The sequence below is a fragment of the Rufibacter sp. JT20002 genome, from assembly GCF_056491185.1.
The window spans coordinates 44035-63692 of record NZ_JBSZJY010000002.1 but is presented as its reverse complement, the minus strand read 5'-3'; the positions used below and the strand labels follow the sequence as shown (position 1 = coordinate 63692).

General features: G+C 48.5%; 14 protein-coding genes. 9 read left to right on the top strand and 5 right to left on the bottom strand.

Annotated features, from left to right (window positions below):
* Window positions 1-223: 223 nt before the first annotated feature.
* The 4 genes from ACW9SV_RS09725 to ACW9SV_RS09710 all read left to right on the top strand — a co-directional run bounded on the left by ACW9SV_RS09725 (window position 224) and on the right by ACW9SV_RS09710 (window position 3673).
* Window positions 224-1102 carry a helix-turn-helix domain-containing protein gene (locus ACW9SV_RS09725; RefSeq protein WP_479556567.1) on the top strand — a complete coding sequence of 293 codons (879 nt, stop codon included), beginning with the start codon at window positions 224-226 and terminating at the stop codon, window positions 1100-1102.
* Window positions 1099-2046, top strand: a complete 948-nt coding sequence (locus ACW9SV_RS09720) for an SDR family NAD(P)-dependent oxidoreductase (RefSeq protein ID WP_479556566.1) — start codon at window positions 1099-1101, stop codon at window positions 2044-2046. The genes ACW9SV_RS09725 and ACW9SV_RS09720 overlap by 4 nt, the downstream gene beginning before the upstream one ends.
* 278 nt (window positions 2047-2324) lie before the next feature.
* Window positions 2325-2852 (top strand): DUF1810 domain-containing protein, encoded by a 528-nt coding sequence (locus tag ACW9SV_RS09715; protein ID WP_479556565.1) that lies wholly within the window; start codon window positions 2325-2327, stop codon window positions 2850-2852.
* 107 nt (window positions 2853-2959) lie between these two features.
* The gene (locus ACW9SV_RS09710; RefSeq protein ID WP_479556564.1) at window positions 2960-3673 is read left to right on the top strand and encodes a RibD family protein; all 714 of its coding nucleotides are present in this window, start codon (window positions 2960-2962) and stop codon (window positions 3671-3673) included.
* 121 nt (window positions 3674-3794) lie between these two features.
* On the opposite strand, the gene ACW9SV_RS09705 is transcribed toward ACW9SV_RS09710, so the two are convergent.
* Both ACW9SV_RS09705 and ACW9SV_RS09700 read right to left on the bottom strand, forming a co-directional pair.
* A complete protein-coding gene (locus ACW9SV_RS09705) occupies window positions 3795-7418 on the bottom strand; it encodes an ABC transporter permease/M1 family aminopeptidase (RefSeq protein WP_479556563.1) in 3624 nt (1207 codons plus the stop codon).
* On the bottom strand, window positions 7415-8344 hold the full coding sequence (locus ACW9SV_RS09700) for an ABC transporter ATP-binding protein (RefSeq protein WP_479557379.1): 930 nt from the start codon (window positions 8342-8344) through the stop codon (window positions 7415-7417). The genes ACW9SV_RS09705 and ACW9SV_RS09700 overlap by 4 nt, the downstream gene beginning before the upstream one ends.
* Window positions 8345-8821: 477 nt before the next feature.
* Here ACW9SV_RS09700 and ACW9SV_RS09695 point away from each other — a divergent pair, with 477 nt between their 5' ends.
* Both ACW9SV_RS09695 and ACW9SV_RS09690 read left to right on the top strand, forming a co-directional pair.
* Entirely contained in the window at window positions 8822-9868 is a 1047-nt protein-coding gene (locus ACW9SV_RS09695; protein ID WP_479556562.1) for a sensor histidine kinase, read from the top strand.
* Complete coding sequence (locus ACW9SV_RS09690; RefSeq protein ID WP_479556561.1) at window positions 9834-10559, top strand: LytR/AlgR family response regulator transcription factor; 726 nt, start codon at window positions 9834-9836, stop codon at window positions 10557-10559. Before ACW9SV_RS09695 ends, ACW9SV_RS09690 begins: the two co-directional genes overlap by 35 nt.
* Window positions 10560-10850: 291 nt before the next feature.
* Here the strand turns inward: ACW9SV_RS09690 and ACW9SV_RS09685 are convergent, their stop codons facing one another.
* Window positions 10851-12896 carry a PKD domain-containing protein gene (locus ACW9SV_RS09685; RefSeq protein WP_479556560.1) on the bottom strand — a complete coding sequence of 682 codons (2046 nt, stop codon included), beginning with the start codon at window positions 12894-12896 and terminating at the stop codon, window positions 10851-10853.
* 747 nt (window positions 12897-13643) lie between these two features.
* Between ACW9SV_RS09685 and ACW9SV_RS09680 the strand changes: the two genes are divergently transcribed.
* From ACW9SV_RS09680 to ACW9SV_RS09670, 3 genes are all read left to right on the top strand, one after another.
* Entirely contained in the window at window positions 13644-14348 is a 705-nt protein-coding gene (locus ACW9SV_RS09680) for an Ig-like domain-containing protein (RefSeq protein ID WP_479556559.1), read from the top strand.
* Between the two features lie 99 nt (window positions 14349-14447).
* Window positions 14448-14993 (top strand): RNA polymerase sigma factor, encoded by a 546-nt coding sequence (locus ACW9SV_RS09675; protein ID WP_479556558.1) that lies wholly within the window; start codon window positions 14448-14450, stop codon window positions 14991-14993.
* The gene (locus ACW9SV_RS09670) at window positions 14987-16420 is read left to right on the top strand and encodes a hypothetical protein (protein WP_479556557.1); all 1434 of its coding nucleotides are present in this window, start codon (window positions 14987-14989) and stop codon (window positions 16418-16420) included. The genes ACW9SV_RS09675 and ACW9SV_RS09670 overlap by 7 nt, the downstream gene beginning before the upstream one ends.
* A 199-nt stretch (window positions 16421-16619) precedes the next feature.
* Here the strand turns inward: ACW9SV_RS09670 and ACW9SV_RS09665 are convergent, their stop codons facing one another.
* Window positions 16620-17873 carry a DUF4185 domain-containing protein gene (locus ACW9SV_RS09665; protein ID WP_479556556.1) on the bottom strand — a complete coding sequence of 418 codons (1254 nt, stop codon included), beginning with the start codon at window positions 17871-17873 and terminating at the stop codon, window positions 16620-16622.
* An 84-nt stretch (window positions 17874-17957) separates the two neighbouring features.
* A complete protein-coding gene (locus ACW9SV_RS09660; protein ID WP_479556555.1) occupies window positions 17958-19526 on the bottom strand; it encodes a sialate O-acetylesterase in 1569 nt (522 codons plus the stop codon).
* Window positions 19527-19658 lie beyond the last annotated feature (132 nt).

Here is a 19658-nt window from a genome sequence, read left to right as displayed (position 1 = left end):
CAGTGGCTTTTTTGTTTTATAGGAGGTTATAAAAGTGTTAAACCAATACTATACCTAACTAAATTCCCCTTCTACCAAGTTTGGCTCCAAACCTGGTAGAAGGGGAAGATCAATTAATTGTAGAGATTGTTGACTTACCGTTAAGACTTAAGATTTAGCGCTTGGTATGTTCAATTTCAAAGTGACCTAAGGGAATGAAATTTGAATTCCTTAATTTTGGGTCATGGATAAGACTTCTGACTCCCCAATTCCGAATTTCAATGCTGAATTGAAGCTTAAAGGCTTTATGGTGTATGAGATCGACAGTCGCTCTGACTCCAGCCATACCTACAGCCGGAAGGATTTCTACAAGATCAACCTGACCACCGGGAAGTTCATCTTCCACTATGCCGATAAGAGCGTGGAGACGGATGAGACCTTCCTGCTCTGCGCCAACCCCCGCATCCCCTACTCCTGTGAGACCGTTTCACCACACTTCAGCGGCTACACCTGCCTATTTACGGAGGAGTTCCTAAGCCTGGGAGAACGGTCCGACAGCTTCCGGCAGTCTCCCCTGTTCAAGATAGGCGGCACCCCCGTTTTAAGGCTGGATAGGGAGCAAAAGGAGTTTATCACGGGAGTATTCAGAAGGATGCTTGCCGAGCAGAGCACAGACTATGCCTTCAAAGATGAGTTGATACGCAACCACATACACCTGATCATCCATGAGGCGGTGAAGATGCAGCCCTCTGAGAACTACTCCACCCAGAAAAGCGCGGCAGAGCGCATTACGTCTGTCTTCCTTGAACTATTGGAAAGGCAGTTCCCGATTGAGAGTACCGACCGCCCCCTTGAGCTAAAGACGGCACAGGATTATGCCAATGGCCTGAGCGTTCACGTCAACTATCTGAACAGCGCCGTGAAGAAAGTCACCGGCAAACCGACGACTTCCCATATAGCTGACAGGATCATCAACGAGGCAAAGGCGCTTTTGCTGCATACGGACTGGAGTATTTCCCAGATTGCCTACGCACTGGGCTTTGAGTACCCCACCTACTTCAATAACTTCTTCAAGAAGAAGACCGGTGAAATACCTAAATCAATCCGGACTACCCATCTTTGATTTTTATACTTATCGCTTTGTTTTCCTTTATTTATCCGGTGGAACCGTGGCGACCTTTGCAGTCACATTTCACCTTTAATAAACAAATAGCAATAAAAATGGAAAATCAAGATAAAGTCTGGCTCATTACCGGTGCTGGTCGTGGTATGGGTGTAGACATTGCAAAGGCAGCACTTGCGGCGGGATTCAAGGTGGTGGCCACAGGCCGCGATACTAATAGGGTGGCTAAAGCCATAGGTGAGAGCGAGAACCTTTTCGTGGTAAAGCTAGACGTTACAAGCCCGTCAGACGCAGAGGAGGCAGTTAAGGCTGCTGTTGACAAGTTTGGTACTGTTGATGTGCTGGTAAATAATGCCGCTAATTTTTACGCCGGTTTTTTTGAAGAGCTGAGCCCCCGGCAGATTGAGCTTCAGATAGCCACAAATGTATTCGGACCCATGAACGTAACTCGTGCCGTTCTCCCTGTCATGCGTAAGAACCGTTCAGGCCACATCATCTCTCTTTCATCTATTGCAGGTTTAGTAGGCACTGAGTATACTTCCGCTTACAATGCCTCTAAGTTTGCCTTGGAAGGATGGATGGAAAGTCTGCAGTTAGAAGTTGCCCCGTTTGGCATCAAAACAACCATTGTGGAACCAGGTTATTTCAGGACGGAATTATTGGACCCTGCCTCTACTACCTGGCCAGAAAAATCAGTAGAAGATTATGCAGAGCGTAGTGTTATGCTTCGTTCAGCATTTGAAGGTGTAAACGGCAAACAACCCGGTGACCCAGCAAAATTAGCGGATGCATTAATCAAGATTGCAAGCCAAAGTGAACCACCTAAAAGATGGCTGGCTGGAACAGATGCAATCAATGACGCAGAAAAGAAGATTAGTGAGTTGCAGCAGCAAATCAATGCCTATCGTGACCTATCTTCATCCCTAGCCTATGTGGAGGAATAAACCGTAGACTATCTCTTTGGATGGAAGATATTGCCATAGTTTTTTTGCCTTGATAATCTTAATGGCAAAACCAAAGGCATAATATATTTACACAAAGTAAGGTAAACAAACAACACAAGTAAGTTGCTTGAATCTCTTATTTGCGGCCCTTCATCCTTTTTAAAACTTAATGAAGGACAGCTCTGGGAAAATTAAACAAGAAAGCCTTGCAAACAATGTTTTGCAAGGCTTTCTTGTTTTTAAGGTACAGCACAGGGCCCATTTTGAAATACTTTTAGTTGATTGCCAAGCTTAGAAGTATTACTTGGATATTATATCAGTGGAATACTTTAGAGGCTTGCGGCATATTTTTAATGAAGTCAAAAACAATATACCCCCTACCCATGAAAGAGAACGGCTTACAAAGATTCCTAAGTGCTCAGGAGAAGGTTTATGAGGTGGCGCTTTCTGAGATAAGGAAAGGAAGAAAACAAAGCCACTGGATGTGGTATATCTTTCCTCAGATACGGGGACTGGGTTTTAGCGAGACTTCTGTCTTTTACGGCATCAAAGACTTACAGGAAGCCGAGGCCTATTTAAAACACCCTGTTTTAGGCAGCAGGCTTGTGGAGATTTGTGAGGCACTTCTGAAATTTGAAGGAAATGACGCCTACCGCATCTTCGGAAGCCCGGATGACCTGAAGCTCAGATCTTCCATGACGTTGTTCGCTGCTTTACTAGATACAAACCTTGTGTTCAAAGAAGTTTTAAAGAAGTTCTTTAACGGCAAACAAGACGAGAAAACGTTACAACTCCTGCATCCCTAACTTTGCAGGACAGAAAGAAAGGTAAATTTTGTACTTTCTTTTTTAAGCCTTAAATCATTTCAAATGGGTTTATAGCTTTGTTTTATATTTTATAAGAGAAAACAGAAATGTTAGATACCAATAAGCCCTATGTCATTTGCCACATGCTGGGTTCAGTAGATGGCCGAATAAAACAGAATATCTGGGGATTTAAAGACCATCATAAGTACTTTGAAGAAACCGCCGAAAAAATTGAGGCAGATGCCTGGTTAGTAGGCCGGGTGACCATGCAGGAATTTTCCAGCAAAGAAACCTATCCCATAGAGGGAAATCATGATTCTATTCCAAAAGAAGACTTTGTGGCGGAGCAGGAGGCCAAAACCTATGCGGTGGTGATTGACCCATCCGGAAAATGCTTCTGGGATACCAACATGGTTTCTACGGAGCACGTGATTGAGGTCCTGACCGAAAAAGTGCCTTCTGACTACTTGGCGCACCTCAGAAGCAAGAATGTGTCGTACATATTCGGAGGGAAAGAGGAGCTAGACCTTGACTTGGTGCTCAGAAAACTCTCCAGTCTGTTTGGCATGAAGACGGTGCGCATTGACGGTGGCGGCCACGTGAACGGCTCTTTCATGGAAGCCGGACTGATAGATGAGTTCAGTCTGGTGCTGGCCCCCGTCGCCGACGGTACCATTGGCTCACCCACGGTGTTTGAAGCGGCAGAGGGGTATGAAAACCGGAAGGCCACACAGTTCAAAATCAAGTCCGTGGACCGCATTTATGATGATTTCCTATGGATTAGGTACCTGGTGGTCAAAGAGCAGGAAACTGGCAGATAAGGATTCATTGACGCAGGGGTACGATTGCATTCACCATGTTTGCTGTTATTGGCAGCTTTCCTAATTAGGATAAGAGGGGGTAAAGGCACATTTTTTAAAATGTGCCTTTACCCCCTCTCCCTTACTTCTTCACCTCTCCAATATTATTCCTCACATTCAAGTCAACCAGCAAGTGATTAGGGTCAATGCCTACCTGGACGGGTTTGCTTGGCACCGTCACCGTGATGGTCTGCTGCTTAGAACTAATAAAGTGCTTCTGTAGGTAAAGCGGTTTGCCCTGTTCCTCCCCTGCTTTGGCAGGAGCAAATACCCCTACCTCCATCCAATCCTTCAGAGGAACTTCCTTCTCTAAACCCATTGCGCTTACGACTGTTTTGAGGGACTGCACTTGAAAGGTCACCTGCCAGGAGCCTGCTTTGGTCTGCTTCACGGTAGCTTGGTTTGCCTTAAGGTCCCAAAAAGTGTTGGCGGTAAAGAGGTCGTGGAGCAGATACTGGAGAGAGTCTGGGGTGACTGCTTCCAGTTCCTGGTAGAGGTCAAGGGAAGTGGCGAACGGAACGTTGCCTGGGCGATGGTTCGCAAGCAAATTCCGGAGAGCACCGTTAACACGGTCCCAGCCTATGTACTCACTCATCGCATATAGTGCCATGGGGCCTTTGCGGTAATTTTGGTACCAGTCATCGGCTTGAAGCAGTGGTACCGCAGCTTTGGTTTGTGGGTTCTCGTATTCCTCCATCAAAAAACTTAATAGCTTTTTCTGGTGCGCAGGACTGTATTTTTCCTTCAGCATACCCATGGCAGAGTACCAGGCAAGGCTTTCCGAAATCAGACCTGCTCCTTCTACATAGGCTTGTTTAAGCTGGTTTCCCCACCATTGGTGCGCTACCTCGTGCGCCACCACGGATGTCACCAGGTCAAAACCCCGCTCATCCCCCTCTGGGTTCAGGAGAAAAAAGCCTTCCTCCGCCGTGATGTTGATGGGCGCGGCGTGGTGCCCGAAGCCGTACCCAGCATGGGTCACAAAGCGGAGCTGGCGGTGCGGATAGGGCCCAAACTGCTTCGTGTAATAGTCTAGCGAAGCCTTAGCGCTCTGTACCATACGTTCAGGGTTCATCGTTTGTCCTGGCGGATAGTAAACCTGGATGGACACCTCCTGCCCCGTGCCTGCCGACGAGTTCCGCCATTTCCCCTCCTGCACTGCATAGTTCGCGGAGAAAAAAGCATATTCATTCCGGATGGGCGCATCTGAGGCGTAATGGAAGTAACGGCGACCGTCTTTGGTCCAGGTTCGGCGCAACGTACCCGGAGCTACCACCTGTTGATTTGCATCTGTCCCCACAATAGCCTCAAAGCTGATTTGCTCCGGAAACGGAGCGTACCGGCGAGCGGCCACATCGTAGAGCGAGGCGGTGGCGGGCCGAGGTGCCAGGCCATATTCTTTTCGGGCGGCAGCTTCATCCAACTCCCGGTACGGCTGGTACCCTATGACCGGGAGCCACTCCAAATTCCGGAAGTAGGTACTGTTTTCTCCTACTTCCGCATCGGCTCCGGTGCTGGCAAAACCCTGCGCTTTATAGTTAACCTGGAAGCGCAGGCGCAATGAGTCTCCGGGGTGAAGGGGCTTTGTCAGGGCGTAAATCCGGAAGCCAAGTTCTTCGTCCAAAAGCACTTCCTTCGCCGGCTGTCCAAAATTTACAGCGGTTGTTTCAACGCCCGCCCCCGGTGCCAATTGAACTGAATCAATGGGTACTTGGCTCTTATTCACCAGCAGGTATGTGCCCTGTATCTCCACCCTCCGCTGAGAAGGATACATTTCTACCTGCAGATTTACACCGGTCAGCTTAGGTTGAGGAACGTTCTGGTATTGTTTATAGCGTTGCTCGTAAGCAGCTCGCTGTGCTGCTGAGGCGGAGGAGTTGGTGTAATCATGCAGCACATTGGTGTTATAGAAGACAAAGCCGCCAAACAGGAGTATGCCTCCTACTGCTACGGTAGTCGTCAAGGCCTTAGCGCGGGTAAAGCGATGGCGCGCCAATTGAAGCCGGGCCATCCAACTTACTTCCCGCCCCCGTACCCAAAGCAGCCTTCCCGCCACTCCAAATAGCAGCGCCCATGCCACCCAGTAGGCTTTAAACCACAGCCAGGGCGCCACAGAATTAGCATAACCACCCAGGGTCGTGTACGTCCACTTTGGGCTAGACCCGAAAATGAGGAGCTTATGCTCTACCCCCAGTTTGGCGGCAAACATCAAACAACCAAAAACAAGAAGCATCACTAAATGACCCAGGTACTTTTGATTAACCACCACGTGCACCACCAGCGCCAACATGGCAAATAGCAGGCATTCTACCAATTGAAACCCGAAGAGCGCTTTCAGATACAGTCCTAGCTCCACCTCGGCACCACCTATGGCAATTTGAGATAGTATCCCAGTGACTAGTAGAAATACAATCCCACTAAAAAGCAGGAGGCCAAGTGATAAAAACTTGCTCAGAAAAAGAACCCATTCTGGTACTGGGGCCGCGTTAGAAAGCTCACTCTGGCCGCTTTCCCTTTCGCGCCAGACCAACTCTCCGGCGTAGAAAATAACGAGCAGGAAAATGACCATCCAGAACTTTCCAGGCTCTGTAAAGGGGGCTGTGATAATAGTTAAAACCTGGTCGGTTCTGCCCAGCAGAGGAACGCCTTTGGCCTTTAGATTACCGGGCATAGCCACTCCAACCACCAAGGCAATGAGAAACAACAGCGGCAGCCCCGTCAGTTTCTTAGCAAGCGCCCAGAACGAGTTTTTGGTGATGAGTCTTACCTGGTGTAGATGGGTTGCGAAACCGTAGGTTCCCCGCCCCCGCGGTAACGCTTCCGTTCTCTCCCATTTCAGCCAACTTTCCTCTGGTAGACTGCTTTCTACTCTTTTCGTTTGCTTCCGTTTTTGGCCCGTTTCCGGTAAAATGAACTGAAAACGGAAATAGGTAAGCGCCAGCATGCCTACAGCGATGCATAACCATAGTACACGGTTAACCAGAAAAATCCCCTCCAGTTTAAGAAGGCGCGTGTTCACCTCTATGGGACTCCATTCACTGCTATAGTGGCTCATGACGGGCGTAAAACCCATGGGGTCTACCAAGGTTCCAAGGCCCCATTGCCTCATGGAAGCATCCAGCACCTGCCCTACCAGGTAAGCCGCCACAAAAAGGAGGACACCACCCAGATAGCTGGCCATGGCCTTGCGCGAAAGCGCCGCCATGGAGAACTGGATAGCTGTTGCAATAAAAGCGTTCGGCAACACCAAATAGAAATAGGAACTGAGGTAAGACGTAGCCCTGAACGGACCCAGAATCTCGGGCTCTACCCCAGTGAACTGTATGGTCAGCAGGATACTCACCGGTATGGCAAACAGTATAAGGACATTAAGCAGTAAGGCCGCCAGGAACCGTCCGCCTAAATAATCTGCTTTGCTGGCGGGCGATGTGTAGGTGAGGGAGAACATGCGGGTCTGCACATCTCTCGCTGCTGCGTCGCCCGCTACTGCCCCGCCCATCAAGAGCCAGAAAACACAGCATAAAACGGTAACTACCGCAATAATAACGGGCGAATTGAGCAGGACATACCCTTCCCGCGCATCATGTATGAAATTGCCTATAATGAACAGGAAAGCAAGCACAAACACTACCGTAAAGTACAGCCAGGTAGTGACCTGGCGAAGTTGGTAGGTGAGCTCCAACTGGAAAATCTTCTGGAACTTCATAGCTGTACCTCCTCTGCTTTCTGCTGTTGTCTGGTTTGGCCGTAGTAGCCCGTCATAGTGCTGAAATACACATCCTCCAGGTCTGGCTCCACGGGCTCAAATCCGTTGCCGGGGTCTTCCTGGCTATAGATATGTACCAGGGTGCGCCCACCAAGAAGCTTGGCAGAAATGACCTGGTGCTCCTGCGCTATATCAGGCAACTTGTTCTTCTCAATGAGCGTACGCCATACCTTCCCTTGCAGGGCAGCTACGGCCTGCTGGGTTTGCGCTTCCAGCAAAATCCTCCCATGGTTAATAATGGCTAAGTTGGTGCACAGTTCAGACACATCTTCTACAATGTGCGTGGAGAGAATCACCACACTGTTTTCTCCTAGTTCGCTCAGAAGGTTCAGGAAACGCACGCGCTCGGCTGGGTCTAGTCCTGCCGTAGGTTCGTCCACAATCAATAGCTTGGGGTTGCCTAGCAGTGCCACCGCCACGCCAAAGCGCTGTCGCATGCCGCCCGAGTAACCGCCTAATTTCTGTTTGCGCTTGTCCCAAAGGTTGGTTTGCCGGAGCAGAGCTTCGGTTACCTCTTTGCGCGCTGCACAGTTCGTGATGCCTTTGAGTACCGCAAAGTAGTCCAGCAATTCCTCAGCAGTGGCCTTTGGATATACCCCGAATTCCTGTGGCAGATAGCCCAGCGTCTGGCGCACTTCCTCTTTCTGGTTCACCACATCCACTTCCCCCAGAAATATCGTTCCCTGGTCTGGCTCCTGCAAGGTGGCCAAGGTGCGCATGAGCGTGGATTTGCCCGCTCCATTTGGGCCTAACAAGCCGTACATGCCTAGCGGGATAGTTAACGAAATGTCATGTAGGGCTTGAACGCCGTTGCCGTAGGTTTTAGAGACGTTCTTAATCAGCAGGCTTACGTTGTGGTTTTCCATATTTTTCATGCTTGTGCAGTTGAATATTGCTCTTTCTGTTTTCGGCTTGATTTTGAGGAAACAGCCTTAAAACAGAGCTATCGTCGCCTTTAGAAGTCGGCTTCAATAAATTCATCTTTTAATGTCATCCAGGAAGGAACTTGGTTGCGGACGGTAGTAGCGTTACTTAAATTTCGTTCTAGTTTGCTCGCAATATCCTTTTAGGATGACAAAACGTGAGTTTTACTTTGTCTTAACTTTCCATCTTATAGTGGAAAGAGCGAGTATGACTTTTCTTTCCCTCTCCTTTCTTGGGTAAAAGAATCGCCTTCCTTACAGAGCGCAAAAACCGATATGCAGCCGCTGGAAAGCAATCGACGAAGGGCAGCTTTTCATCCGTGAGAGCACTGGCAGGTTGGGGTTTGCTTTTCGTAGATGGAGAAAAGGAACTGGTCGAGTAGAGGTGCAGGGGCGGCGGGGAAAAGGTATCTTTGTTTTATGCAGAGAGTCAAAAAAATCTTCCGGCTGGTACATCTCTTCGTCTGGCTTCTTTTCACCTCTTTGGTGAGCCTGCAATTGCGGACGGATGACCAATCTTATTGGCTACCCCTAACCACAGGGTTTATGCTGACGGCTTTGTATGTTTTTTACAGCCACTTCTATCTCCTTACCAAGTACTCAGGCCAGAAAAAGAATAGGGAATATTTTCTAAAACTGGCGGCAATTTTCTTCACCGGTCCTTTCCCATTCGTGATTTTACACCCTAAAACTTCTGGTGCATGGGACCTGCTCCTGGGATATTATCCCGTAACGCTGTTCACCATGGTTCCCATTTTCCTCTTTCTTGGTTGGCTGGCCCGGGTTACAGAGACTCTAGTGCTGAATACCATCAGAAAAGAGCAGTTGGAGAAACAGGCAGCCGAGACAGAACTGCATTACCTGAAATCGCAGATAAACCCTCATTTTCTGTTTAATACCCTCAACAACATCCACACACTGGTTTACAAGCAAGCGCCCACTGCCCCCGAAGCCGTTTTGCGCCTGGCCTCCCTGATGCGCTACATGATTTATGAATCCAACGCACCCACGGTGCCACTTACCCGGGAGATCAACTACCTGCAGGATTATATAGGATTGCAGCAGCTCCGGTACAGAAACTCACCGGTAGTTGACCTGACCGTAAACGGTGCGCCGGAAATCTGTGAGATTGCCCCCCTGCTGTTCATTCACCTCCTGGAAAACGCGTACAAACACAGCCCCGCACGGCTGGAGCCCGGAGCTATAAAGGTGAGGGTGGAAATAAAAGCTGATTCGCTTACCTTTCAGATTCTGAACCCAAAAGGTACTAACCAGAAGCAGATGGAGGAGGAGGAACCCGGTGGTATCGGGTTGGCCAATTTCCAGAAGAGACTTCAATTACAATATCCTGAAAAGTATAGCCTAGAGATACATAACAGCGGTGAAACGTATGTGGTAAGTCTGGAACTAAAAGGCACGCAAGCGCACGTCCATGAAAAAGAAACTCAGCTGCTACATCATAGATGACGAGCCATTAGCTCAGGAGATTCTGGAAGAATACGTGGCCAAAGTTCCTTTCCTGGAGCTGAAGGGCACCTTCATGAGCCCTTTGGAAGCGGCGGAAAACCTGAAAAAAGACAAACCCGATCTGCTCTTCCTTGACATCAATATGCCGGACCTGGATGGGCTCAGCTTTATTCCCCTGCTGAACCCCAAACCCATGATCATCCTGACCACGGCCTATGACCAGTATGCGCTCAAAGCCTTTGAGTTGGAGGTGAAGGACTACCTGGTAAAGCCATTCTCTTTTGAGCGTTTTTACAAAGGGGTGTTACGGCTGTACCAGGAACATAGCGCTGGTCAGGTACCTGCTAAGAAAGAAGTGACCGCCGAGCCTAAAAATGAACCCGAGTACCTTTTCTTGAAAGTGGGCCACCGCATCCAGAAAGTTGCCACAAAGGATATCTATTTCATAGAAGGAATGAAGGACTACCTTCGGGTGCATACCGCACAGGAAAAGATCATGACCTTAACCAGCTTTGCAAAACTGGAAGAGCTGCTGCCGTCCCAGAATTTCGCCCGCGTGCACCGGTCATTTATGGTAGCCATTGACAAGATTGACCACATTGAGAAAAACAGGATCAGCATTGCAGACCAAATCATTCCTATCAGTGATACCTACGCCGATGCTTTTTATAAAATGCTGAAGGGCATTTAAGGAGAATGCTTTTAAAGTACTTGCCTTAAGCGTTTTTTTGAGTTGGCAATTTACTTTAGTACGGCCTAAGCCTTTAGGTTCTAAGGGGTTCTTTTATTGATGATTGTTCATGAACACTTACTTGATTTAATCATAAAATTCCAAACTCTAACATAATAGTAGGAGGCACATGCATCCGTTTTTCAGATCTGCTTACATGATGAAAGTGTAAATTACCAGCAAAAAAGTAAAAAGCCGCCCAGTTCATTTGAGCGGCTTTTTACTTCATTATAACCTACAACTTTAAAGCTTTCAATCTACCTTGTAGATACTGCCTTTGGCATTGTTCCCGAACCAATTGGCTGTCTGGGCATTTGCATTAAGGGTACTTGATGGGGCAGCAAATACTCCCCACCCTTTACTGTTGAATATCTCGCAGTCAACTAATTTTACGGCTCCTCTAACGGTGATATTAGCTGTCGGGCCAATTTCCCCAGGGATATTGGCTCCCCCGTAACCCACGTTCACTTCATTCAACTCATTAAGTGGGCTTCTGCTCTCAAATATAATTCCCTGCCAGTAGGCTAAATGGTTCTGACGGTGGAAACCAGTGAAAGAGACTTCAGAATCTTTCAAGCCTTTGGCAACCAAGTAACCGTTGTTTTGCACCCGCAGCACTCCGTTGTCAGCAAACTGTAAGACAATCGGCTTGCCGGGCTTAGAGATCATTCTCACTCCGGTTAGGATGTACAAATCGCTCAGGACATGTACATTCAATCCTCCAATGGGAGTTGGCCAGGTTTGCTCTCCCCCTTCACCTACCACGCCTTCGGTTTCAATGCCGTTGTAGCCGTTGTTTCCGTAGAACCGGGAGTCATTATCCAAGCGGTGGATCTGGTTTGGAGCAACATACATAGCAGCACTGGTATTGAAGCTGAAGCTATTGGCAGCAAAATCTGATATATAACCTCCGGTAGTAGCTACTACCATGCCATACCCGCCGCTGTTGGTGATTGATGAATGGGTTAGCTTCAAGACACCCCTTGAGCCAGGCTGGTTAGGATCACTCCACAGCATTATATTGGCTTTGATGTCTTTATTGCCTACTCTGTAGCTGGTTTCTCCTCCGTAAGACACCTCGGTATGGGTTAATTCGCTGGTTACCTTCTGGGTGGTGAACACAATACCTTTCCAGGAGCCCTTCAATTTACTCCAGCCGGTAAAGGTGATTTTCTTGTCTGCAGTACCTACCGCTTTCAGGTTGCCCATTCCCATTACCTGCAGTCCGTACCCTCGCATGAATTCTACTGTAACGCCGGGGGCAACGGTCAGGTCTCCTTCTACTCTGATGTCTCCAATGGCGATATACTTCACACCGTTTTTCAAAGCAGGCAGGGTTGAGGTGGCATTGTCTGGCACCGTTCCTGCAAGGGCAACTCCTTTGGAATCATTTTGCACCACAAAGTTGGAAGCAGCATCCAGCTTCTGCGCCGCATTGATGGACACCTGCAAAGGCATGGCACTGTTATGCTCAAAGGTGTTGTTGAAGAACTCCGTTAGGCTCCCCGCTGACATCCCGAAGCCATTCGCATGTTTGAAGGTTGAGTTGGTTACCCTGAAATAGGCATCCGCCTGATAGCCGCCCACAATGCCCACATTGGTTTTCACATTCATCAATACAGGGTCAAGATCACTGCTGCCGCCGTAAGCTACTTCCACATGGTCAAAGACATTCTGCTCACTGAAGGATTCTATCATGATTCCTCTCCAGAAACCAGGTGTTTTGTTTCTACCGGTGAAAACGATTTTCTGGGTAGCGTTCCCAAGTGCATTCAAGGACCCCCCGTATGCAATCCGCAATCCTTTATCAGCCTCGAATTCAACTACCACGCCAGGCTCTACCGTTACCGGCGCCGATACTCTTAGAAAACCAGTGACCACGTAATCTGGCTTGGTGGGGTCTTCTACCCTATTGGTAAGCCTCAGGGTGGAAGTAATGTCTTCACTGATGATTCCATAAGGCAGGTCCTCTCCCGAAGCGGCGGCCACGACTTTTACCTTATCCGTTTTCTGGCCGTTTTTGGTGGATACGGTCAATTCCAGTTCGTACTCTCCGACCACATCGGGCACAAAGGTGGGCTTGGCCTGGGTAGAAGCAGTAAGGATGGCCTTGCTTCCAGTCGGCTTCAAGGTGTAAGACCAAGTAAAGGTGAGCGGCTCATTTTTCGTGTTTTTTGAATTAGAGCCATCTAACGTTACCGTTTGTCCCACATGGACGGATTGGTCTGCCCCAGCATCTGCAGAGATAATGGCAGTTTCTGGCTCAGGGTCTTCTTCCTCTTCCTTACAACTAACCAAAAGCGTGCTGAAGGCAAGAAAAAAGATTACAAAGATCTTTAAACCACCTAATAAGGGGTTTACTTGATGAACTTGATTTGTATTCTGCACACCTATTGGTGGTACATTTCTGGTTGATTTCCTTAAAGTTTCCATAAATTTTGGCAAAGAAGTTCTAGTACAATCCTTTTTGGGGTTTGTAAGGGTTAAGAATAAAAATGAGTTGAATTTGCTTGCGAAGGTGTTCTGGTGGTAAGACCAGACGCTTGCAAGAAGGGTTGCCCGGGTTAGAAAAAAATTTTCAAGTGCGTAGACCAGGGGAGAACACGCTTCAGAAAGCCACCTGATCTGGGTTCACTTAAGTCGCACGACCTGACTTTTTCAAATGTGCGGTTTATCCCCGTTTTAGCACTAGACAGGTCACTTGCGGTATTACCCTACTCCCGCCGCCTGAATTTTTTCAGGAATATTGTAACGAACCTAAAGTTTACCCTCCTATTGATTTTTATTAGACGCCACACCCAACTAAAATGGGAAATAAAAAGCACGTCTGCTTTGGGGGCATTTTCTTTAATTCAAGCTTAAAAACTTAGGTAGCAATTAAACTCTGTTTTAATCGGGGGAAAGTGCTGAATGCTTGAAAGGATTATATAAGAAGTTTTGCAGCTGTATATCCCGAAGGGGAAAGGAAAGAAAAAATTTATTTTTGTCAGGCAACGGTTCGCCAAGTCGCCCTGTCTTACCATCAGAACCGCAAAACATTAGACCATGAAATCATATTCGGCAAAATTATACGCGCTCCTTGCCTTGGTAATTGGGTTGGTGGGGACAAGCTGCGATGAAGAGATCAGCGATCAATTACCTTTTTCACTCCAAGACTTCAAAGTGTATCCTGATGAAATTTATACCATAAAAAATGGAGGGTCTTTGCGCCGATTTACCCTTAGGCCTCTGATCAACGACAGCATCAAAACCGAGGTGACCATTAAATACGGCCAGCCTGTCCACGGGCAACTTACCTCCGGCTGCAATGGGGACTCAGATATGTGCTATACCTTCAAAGAAGATTACGTGGGAGATGACAGCCTCACCTATACTGTGTGCAGCGATAAAATCTGCAAAACAGAGAAAATTCTGATTCATATTGAGGAGCCTCTAACCGGTTCACAGTGCATCTCTCAACTGGGGGCCGATTCCCTTGAAACCACCATGAACACCCCCAAGGAGATCAAGCTGTTCGCCAACGATATCCTTTTCTGCCCAGACGGCAGTTCTTATGGCCCCATTGTGGTGCAGCCGCAACACGGCAGCCTCCGGTACTATGACTATGGCGGCACTTCTTACAAGAGTGTCACCTTCATTTACACGCCGCATGCCAATTTTGTAGGCGAGGATTCTTTTACCTACCGCGCCGATATGGGCTCCGGCACTTCCCAGGACATGCGCGTGAAAGTAAAAGTGAAAACGAATTAAGGATTCGCTAAAAGATAGTACATCAATCAAGAGATTATCCCAAATTCAATTGCCTATTACATTCAGCAAAATCAAACTCTCTCCTACAGAAGCAAATTGGTGGCAACGGAAGAAGAAATCATAGCGGGTTGTAAAAAGGAAAAGGCTTCTTCTCAGGAGAAGCTGTTTCAGCTATATTCCAGGCGAATGATGGCGGTTTGTGTGCGCTATACCAAATCACGGTTTGAGGCGGAAGATATTTTCCAGGAGGCTTTTGTGAAAGTTTTCAAAAACATAAACGGGTACAACGGAGGTTCTTTTGAAGGTTGGATACGCCAGATTTTTGTCAACACGGCCATTAACCACTACCATAAAAACAAGAGGTACCAGGAACAACTAGACTACAGCACCGTGGAAGAGGTGGTCCCGAATAATGACGAGGATGTCATCAGTGCCCTCTCTGGCCAAGAATTAATGGGCATCATAGACCAGTTGCCAGAAGGGTACCGGCTGGTATTTAACCTCTACATTGTGGAAGGCTACAATCACCGAGAGATAGCCGAGATGCTGCAGATAGCGGAAGGCACCTCTAAATCACAACTAGCCAAGGCGAAAAGCCACTTGAAGAAGTTGCTCCAAAAAAACTCAATCTCTGAAAAATGCTGACGGACAAAGAACAAGAAGAGATAAGGCGTAAAATGCTGGCGCTGGAAGAAGAGCCCGCTCTGGACAGTTGGAGCAAGATTTCGGCACAGATCAGACCTGCCCGGAAGCGGCGCCCCTGGGGCTGGTTGTTTTTGGCTGCTCTCCTGTTGCTGCTAGTACCCGGCGGCGTGTATTATGTAACTCATAAAAACCCTGAGGCGCAGCTTACCCAAACAGGTGATAAAAATAAGCCTAAGACAAAAGCAGATGCTGAAACTTCTGGTCTGTTTAATAGACAAGCCCCTCTTGCCTCTACCCCTACTTCGCCTGATAGAAAAATAGTAAAATCCACTCCAGAAGGAACTACTATCCCTACGGTGCCCACATCAGTTCAAGCCAAAGAGCAGGAAACAGGCCCCCTTCGGAATCTATCCGATACAGTCCGGAGGCCGAAGCGTAATACTATAATCAAAGGGGGCAAAATACGCGTTCTGGTAAGCAAGAAAGATTCAGTCTCTCAGGAACAACCCAAAGGGGAACAAAGCTTAATCAATAAAGCTGAAGTAAAAGAAATCACAGAAGCTGTTTCAATAGTCGCACTTGCGCAGGATTCTGTTGAAAGGCAGAATCCTGCTGAGGCTCTGGCTGATTCTGCCGCGCATGAAACTACCCTAGTAATAGTTGATTCAACCCAGGCAGACTCCACCAAGTCTGAGGAAGTGGAAAAGGTCAAGAAGAAAATTTCTAAACCTTGGTACCTAGGCTTAACCTTTGCACCGCGCTATGCTTTCCGGAAGTTCAAACCTGTGGCCGAAGATGATGTGTTCATTACGCAACTGACTTCTAGAAAAGGGATGGACATGGAGCGCATGGGCTACGAATTTGGGTTGAATTACGGAAAACAGCTCAAAAACAACTTGTACCTGGAAACCAGTCTCTCGTTGATGCAGCTTAGGGAGAATGTGGCGTATTCGTACACCACCGGTGCAGTAGACTCAGTCACGCAGACTATCGGGCCCGATGGCTCTATTGTGTACACTCCGTATTATGCCATAGGGGAGCGCCAATTGAAGAGTTCCTATGCCTATGGTGGCTTGCGGGTGGGCGTGACTTATTTCTTCCGGGAAAGACCTCGCAGCAGATTTAACCTCACCCTAGCTGGCGGCATGAACCTGCTGGTCAGAGGCCGTACCCGAGAGTACCTGGACGGCGTGTGGACCGAAACCATCATCTTCCCATCCAAAAACAATATTCTGGAGCAATCCAACTATAACATCCTTGTTGGCGGCGGCTACAACCTGCGGGTGCACAACCGTTTTGAACTCATGCTCATGCCTTCCCTGAATTACTTCCTGGGTTCCACGTTCAAGAAACGGGAACCCTTTGGCCTGCAGCCTTACTCCGTTGGGTTTACCATCCAGGTAAGAAGGCATTCCACCGGAAAGTAAATTACTTCTATCGATAATTAACCATCCCAAGAACGACAAAGCAGGAGGCCTGTCGTTCTTGGGATAATTTTAGAAAATCAGAAACAAAACAGCTGTATTCCGTCCTGCTGCTAGCTTGGTTCTTAAGCAAGGGGATATCTAGTTGAAAAAGGCTTTTAGTTAAAGGAATGAACCTTAGCCTTTATTAAAGGCTAAAGTTCTAATACTTCACAGAGATAAATCTTGGCCGAAGGTGATGGGGGTGTTTGTGGATATCCGCGATGAAATCAAAAGAATTGACGTTGTAGCTGATCAGCAGCTCCCCGGGTTTAGATAGGTGCGGATGGGCTTTGGCATTGTAGGTGTAGAAATCCAGGTCTTCGTAAATCTCGGGGGTTTCGTAAATCTTTTTGGCAGGTTGGAAAGGTCCGGCTGGGGTTTGCCCCGTCTGGATAGCGACGGTAGGCGAATTGGTGTCTAACTGGTACGAGGCTAGTACCCGACCGTCTTCCATGAAACTCACCCCCATTTCATTGGATACCCGGTTAGTCAGCGCGGCGGCTTTATGTACGTCGGGACCCCAGCTGCTTCCGTCCCAGTAACGCCATTGGCTGAAATCCTCAAATGCTTTGTCCTGTACCCGGGCCACCAGAAGTTCCTTTTTATCGCCTCGTACGCCATAGACATAGATGTAGCCATCGGGTTTGGGCGCTTTGGCGCCTACGGTATTGGCCAGCACGGCTACCCCAAACACCACTTTCCCTTTGCCGTTGCTGTCCTTGAGAAACAAAGGGGTATCCATTTGCCGGTGGTTGGCGAAGGGCGGCCTACTTCCTTTGGGCAGCGCTATGAGGGAAACACCTACATCTTCGAATGGGTACACGCCCTCAGGTAAGCTCTTGATCCGGTAGGCAAAAATGTAAATGGTGCTGTCTTTCTGATGATTGAAGAACCCGTCTCCTAACCAATAATAATCTCCGGGCTGGGCCTTGGGCGTGTGGGGCTCAAACATGGAGGCGGCTTTGCCCTTCTCGTCTTTCCGCCAATGAAATTTGATTTTCTTCGGGTCTGGGGTGCTACCCTGCATGTACCCCACTGAGTTGTGCACCATCTCCCAATCGGCTTGCAGTGAGTCGCCTTTAATATTCCCGATGATGGTATCACTGAACCACAGGAATGTTTCGGTGGAAGCAGTGGCTTGGCCTGATTTCTCTACCCCGTTCATGGCCACGCAGTAGATTCCGTCTGCCCCCAACCATCCCGAGTTGTGCATCAGCATCTGCTCCCACTGCGGTACCGAGGTGGCTTTCACTTGCCGGACACTGCCTACGGCAGATGGAGCATTCGTCTCCGAAGTCTCGGCCGCCATACTCTTGTTCTGCTGACAACCGCTAACCAGCATAGACAAGGCGGTAAACGGAACAAAGGCGAAAGCGATCCATTCTCTACTGCTGAGGTGGGCACTACTTTTCATATGGTTTTGAGATTTTGAGCCGAAAACACAAAACAAGAGTCCCAGACAAGTTGGGCTATATTCTAAAAAATCATCGGTAAAGATTTACTCTTCCCATATATCGGTGCGAAAAGGCATGGCGGGCAGACCTTCTTTGTTTCCGAAGTTGGTAATAGGATAGTTGGTAAAAGCATACCTAACGGCCACCGGCTTCTTCACCTTCTCTGAAGATAGTAGGACCTGATCCTTATCAATGGATGCCTCTGCCGGGTAGAAAACTTTATCCTCGCCCGCGAGGTAGAAGTGCCTGGGCTTTTGCCCGTCCGAAGTGGTGAGGCCGGTACCCAAGCTTTGAGGCAGAAAGGAGACAATCACTTTCCTTCCCCTCACCTTATACTCCCTAAACCTGGGACCCAAATACACCACATCTGATTGGGCATAGGTTTTCGCCAACGCAATTCTGGCCAAGCGCAAACCCACGTCCTTCTTGTTGCGCGGGTGGATGTCGTTCACCTCGCCAATGTCCATGGTCACGGCCATTCCGGTGTTCTTCACCTGGAGCATGGCGTCCTGGGCTTCGCGAAGCTTGGCATAATACGTGGCCGTGGAGTCCTTTTCTTCCCAGTTGTAAGGGGTGACCTGCACGTAATAAAAAGGCAAATCACCTTGTTTGAAATCCTTGCGCCAACCCTCTACCATGGCCGTACACAGGCGGGTATAGGCGCTTCCATCTTTCTTGTTAGACTCACCCTGGTACCATAAAAAACCTCTGATGGAAAGATCTTTTAAGGGATGAATCATGGCATTGTACAGCAAGGTGGGCCGGGCCAACACCTCAAACAGTTTTTCAAGCGTTTTGATGGAATCTAAGCTTTCCTGCGCTTGCGGACTGAGGTCATAAGGCGTCAGATACTTCGCTTTCACCTCGGGGTCACTTTCCAATGCATCCCGGCTGGTCCAGGCCTGGCAAGCAGATCCGCCTACCGAGGACACTACCAACCCAATAGGCACCTGTAGTTTTTGCAGCAACTCGCGCCCGTAGAAATAAGCGACACCGCTGAAGTCTCCGGCCGTTTGCGGCGAGCAGACCAACCAGGTTCCTTTCGCATTTTCCTGGGGTGTTTTCTTGAAATTGTTCTCAATGTTTATCAGCCGAATGGCGGGAAAATCAGCCGAGGCAATTTCCTTTTCATAGTCTACCACCCCCCTAAGCCAGGGCAGCGCCGGTTTCAATTCCATATCCATGTTAGACTGCCCGCTGCAGAGCCACACTTCCCCAATCAGGATATTAGATAAGGTGAGGCTTTCCTTTTTACAGGAAACCGTAATGGTGTGGGCCGAAAAGTCACCGGGTTTCACCGCCGGAACGGGCACCTGCTCCTTCCATCTGCCGGAAGCGTCTGCCACAACTTGCACCGGTGAACTGTTCCAATCTACCGCAAGCGTGATGGTATCCCCTGCCGGAGCGGTTCCCCACAAGGAAAAAGGCTTGTCTTGCTGGACCACCATATTGCTTTGGAGCACCGTAGCCACCGTGAATCTTACCTCCGTTTCGGGAAGCGGCTGCTCAAAGGAACCAACCCGTGACGCTTGGCGCCTAAACCCGTCTGCCCATGAAACGATTTTTCCACCAAGGCAAAGCAGGACCAGAAGTAGAACTTTGACGCTTTTCATGGATTGAGTTCAAAAATGCCTGACAAGTACTGTGAACGTTTTGAAGCTATTTTAGCTTGAAATAGGAAATAACCACGCATTCCGTCCCCCTTTGAAGGGGGTAGGGGGATGATTACTCGTGCAGGAAATAGC